The sequence below is a fragment of the Pelatocladus sp. genome, assembly GCF_059505505.1.
On record NZ_JCACKS010000174.1, the window covers coordinates 1 to 3294 of the forward strand.

Consider the following 3294-nt stretch of genomic DNA (forward strand, 5'->3'; position numbering starts at 1 on the left):
CTCATGCACGGTTTTGAAGACGAGTCGCTTAGGTGACTAAGCGCCTTAGTTTAACACACTCCTCAGACATATAACTCTGATTTACGCCACCAAACAAAAAGGTAAAATCAATCCCCCAGTACCAAAATTAATTCCTGTATTGTTGTATCTCAAAGAATTGCGTCAGGAAATAATTAGTAATAATCCATCTCTCCCAAATTTAATTACTCAGCAGATAAAGCAACAAAAATTCCATGATCAACCACTGAATCCACCACCTAATTGGTTCGCTGACAAATTACGCGAACAAAAATGTTTAGTGATGTTAGATGGATTGGATGAAGTCGCTGATCAAACCCAACGCCAACAAATTAGCCGTTGGGTAGGTGAACAAATGCAGAACTATCCTCACACAGCTTTTATCTTAACTTCTCGACCAAATGGTTATAGAACAGCCCGATTACAAGGTGTAGAAGAATTAGAAGTACAACTATTTAATCAGAAGCAAAGAGAAGATTTTCTGCATCACTGGTATTTGCAAAAAGAAGCACATGATAATCGTTGGGTAATTGATGAAGGCGTGAAGCAAGATGCAGAAACAGCAGCTAATGATTTAATTCAGAGAATTGAGAATAGTCGCCCCCTCAAAGCTATGGCGGTGAATCCTTTATTACTGACAATGATTGCGACAGTTCACCGTTATCGTGGTGTTTTACCAGGAAAAAGAGTCAGGCTTTACAAAGAAATTTGTGAGATTTTACTTGAGAAACGACAAACAGCTAAGAAGATACCTGATGTATTGACAGCTTCCGATAAACAACCAGTTTTGCAAGTGCTAGCACTGCAACTGATGCAAAACAATACTCGTGAGTTTATCCTTTCGGAAGCAACAGCTTTGATTCCAGTTAATATGTTACAAACCTTTCCCCCAAGTTTGGCTAATGCAGAAGATTTTCTCAAGCATATTCGTGACGATTGTGGGTTGTTAGTCGAAAAAGAACTCGGTATTTATGAATTTGCTCACTTGAGTTTCCAAGAATATTTAGCAGCCGTTCAAATCAAAGAATCAAATCAAGAAAGTTTATTAATCGCAAATATCAATAATTCTTGGTGGGCTGAAACTATCCGTCTCTATGCGGCTCAGATTAATAATGCTAGCAATTTAATGCGTGCAGTGATCAATATGCCTTCTCCGTCTGTGAATGCTTTCGTACTTGTCTCGGATTACGAAGAAGAAGGTTGGCGTATTGACCCACAACTTAGGCAACAACTTATAGATAAACTTGATGCTGGATTAGAGTCTAATGACCCAGAAATCTTTAAATTAGCAGCACAAGTAAAACTAACACGGCGATTGAACAACTTACAACCAATTAATGAAAACTTAGAAATAGATACTAGTTATATTACTTGTGCCGAATATCAACTTTTTATTGATGTTCAAGGCTCTAGTTCAATGAGATTTTCTGCTGGAAATGCTAAAAATCCTGTAATTGGAATCTGTTGGGAAAATACCCTGGATTTCTGTAACTGGCTGAATCTCTATACTCTCTCTCAAAGTAGGAATAATTATGAAAATAATGCTGTGTACTATTACAGACTACCGACTTTAGTTGAAGCTGAAAATTATTTGGCTCAAGCAAGATGCTGGACTGTAGATGGAGACAACACAGGAGAGAAGCGGATTCGCGTAGTTAAAAACCGAGTTGATCAAGATTACACTCAACTTGCTAATTACCTTGCGGCTGGAGATTGGGAAAAAGCTGCTCAGGAAACAGTAAAAGTTATGCTGAAGGTAGCTCACCGCGAAAGCGAAGGTGAGTTTGATGTTGCGTCAATAGAAAAACTTTCCTCCTCCTGTCTTATTACTATTGATTTACTTTGGATGCAATACTCCACAAGGCGTTTTGGCTGGGGTGTGCGAGAAAGTGTTGACTTATCTTCAGCTAAGAGTGACTTACTTTGTGGGTGGTGGTTGAACGCTTCTGGAAACGTCAAAGAAATTTTTGAGGCTCTTGTCCAAAAACATATTGCTTGTGGAATCAAGCGCTTATCACCACTTTTTGCATTCGATGTTGTCACCATCAACGCCCAAGGACAGGAAATTCAATGGGAGCGTCACCAAGCACAATATTTTACCGAATACCTTGGTAATGGCGTTACCCTGGACATGGTTGCTATCAGAGGCGGTACGTTCACGATGGGTTCACCTGAAACTGAAGCTGAAAGCCGAAATTCTGAACGTCCTCAGCACGAGGTAACTGTTCCACCTTTTTCTATGGGTAAATATCCCATAACCCAAGCACAATGGCGATCTGTAGCAGCACTTACACAAATCAACCGTGAACTCAAGCCCAACCCATCTCACTTTAAAGGAGATGATTTACCAGTTGAGTCAATATCGTGGTATGATGCTGTGGAATTCTGTGATAGACTATCTCAGTTAACAGGACGAAACTACCGACTTCCTAGTGAAGCCGAGTGGGAGTATGCTTGCCGGGGAGGCACGACAACCCCGTTCCACTTTGGCGAGACCATTACGCCAAAGTTAGCGAATTATAACGGCGAATATACTTATAGCTCTGGTTCAAAGGGAGAGTACCGTAAAAAAACTACGCCCGTAGGCTACTTCAAGGTAGCTAACGCCTTTGGGTTATATGACCTGCATGGAAATGTTTGGGAGTGGTGCGCCGACCATTGGCACGAAAGTTATAAGGGCGCCTCCGTAGATGGGAGCGCGTGGATAGATAGTACTAATAATAATTATCGGATGCTGCGCGGTGGTTCTTGGAGCCTCAGTCAGAGGAATTGCCGTTCTGGGTGTCGTCTCTACCTCGACGCTCCGGACGATGGGTACGACAGCATCGGGTTTCGGGTTGCAGTTCCCGCCGCGAGGACTTAATTCTTTACTCTTTAGTCCTCTACACTCTTTCTTTTTCCCTACCCTGCGCCGAAGGCGGTCGATATTTTTTTCAAATTCAGCACGACATCTGTGTATTATCTCAGCAAGTCTACTATCTTGTCAAGATTCTGGCAGAATATATATTTAACGAATGCAAGACTTACCGATGATTCAAAAAACCTACGACCTAATTAAGTGGTACGTGCCGATTTTGAGTCGTCTACCCAGAAAGCACAAATTTGCGCCCTAGCTGAGAGCTTGCACCTACCTCATATCCCGCCAAAAAATAAATTTTTTGTCTAATAACTAAAGTCAGATAAATCTGACCAGGAAAGTAGAGACGCGAAATTTCGCGTCTCTAAGCTGTTATGCATTTAAATTGTGATGACAGCGTCGCCTTTATTTTTGAGTTT

General features: G+C 41.3%; 1 protein-coding gene and 1 pseudogene. Both read left to right on the plus strand.

Annotated elements, in window-relative coordinates:
• Positions 1-139 precede the first annotated feature (139 nt).
• Complete coding sequence (locus AC5JMK_RS13880; RefSeq protein WP_495910365.1) at positions 140-2881, plus strand: SUMF1/EgtB/PvdO family nonheme iron enzyme; 2742 nt, start codon at positions 140-142, stop codon at positions 2879-2881.
• A 151-nt stretch (positions 2882-3032) separates the two neighbouring features.
• Positions 3033-3122, plus strand: a pseudogene (locus AC5JMK_RS13885) (diversity-generating retroelement protein Avd); the annotation flags it as partial.
• Positions 3123-3294 lie beyond the last annotated feature (172 nt).